We start from the raw sequence: 1,146 nt of genomic DNA on the forward strand, positions 1-1,146 counted from the left end.
GGAGGGAGTGGACCCCGATGACGGCTGCCAGGATCAGCGAGATCAAAGATGCCCGCCGTCTCGAAGGACTCGAGTAGCGGACGCCTGTGCTGCCCAGCTCGATCTCGTCGACGACTGACCGCTGTCCCCTCTCCACTGCAGTCCAGCAACAAGATCACGGTCTATGGCTGGAGTGCCAGGCGCTGCCAACCTGTGACCTCGGTGCTGCGTGGAGCGGCTCCGACTGCGTTTCGAGAGGGGCGGGCGACTGCGGCCCTGACCGCGGTGCCGGCGGCTTTGGGGCACCCGCGTCTGCGAGCACCAATGGCCAGCAGGCTGCTGTGGTGGGATGCAGGACGCCGCCTGGTGCGGCCGAGGTACGCCGAGGAACGCGGCTCGTGGAGCAGTCATCGGTCCGCGGGCGATACCACGCGCTGCCATGCGTACCGCCTCAGCCGTCCTCTTCGACCTGTTGGCACAAGTGCCAACCTGGTGCCAGTGCGGCGGAGACTGTGCCGCGAAATCCTGGACCCTGCAAGAGGCGTGTGGTCAGGTCTGCGCCATGTCCACGAAGCGGGAGTAGTGGCCCTGGAAGGCGACCGTGATGGTGGCGGTGGGGCCGTTGCGGTGCTTGGCGACGATCAGGTCCGCCTCGCCCGCGCGGGGGGACTCCTTCTCGTAGGCGTCCTCGCGGTGGCGTCGTAGACCTCTTGCTCTCCGACACTTTCGATGGAAACGACCTCGTCCCAGAACACATCGCTGGTGGCGAGCATCTCCAGCCCGGCGTCCGAGAGAACGTCTGCCACCCGGGAGAGCCGCGCCCGGCTCGGAGCAGACTTGTACAGGGCGCTGCCGCAGTACTTCGTGCCCGGAGCGGCCTGGAACGCTCGCGTCGTGACCGATTGCTCCCGCAGCACCGTGCGAACGGTGTCCCAGGTGTCGCGCGGCACGGTGTCGAGGTTGGTGTTCGCCTTCACCTCGCGCAGCCGCTCCTCTGCTGCGACAACGTGCTTGGCCCGCGCACCGTGAACGCCGATCTCTTCGAGGAAGCGCTTCTGATCCTCCACGCCTGAAACGTCGACCGTCCACTGCGGATGGCCCCTGTCGTTGCCGACAGCCCGAACTCTGGCCCGGATGTCGGTCCTCAGCAGCAGATGCTGGAGGTCC

General features: G+C 67.1%; 1 protein-coding gene and 1 pseudogene. Both read right to left on the reverse strand.

The genetic code is table 11. From position 1 onward, the window contains the following. Positions 1–528: 528 nt before the first annotated feature. Positions 529–675, reverse strand: a pseudogene (locus tag ACFXIV_RS48175) (DnaB-like helicase C-terminal domain-containing protein); the annotation flags it as partial. Then, on the reverse strand, positions 621–1,133 hold the full coding sequence (locus ACFXIV_RS48180) for a hypothetical protein (protein WP_379421572.1): 513 nt from the start codon (positions 1,131–1,133) through the stop codon (positions 621–623). The gene ACFXIV_RS48180 and the pseudogene ACFXIV_RS48175, both read right to left, overlap by 55 nt. Positions 1,134–1,146: the final 13 nt, after the last annotated feature.

The sequence above is a fragment of the Nocardia sp. NPDC059236 genome, from assembly GCF_042754085.1.
Taxonomy (GTDB): Bacteria; Actinomycetota; Actinomycetes; order Mycobacteriales; family Mycobacteriaceae; genus Nocardia.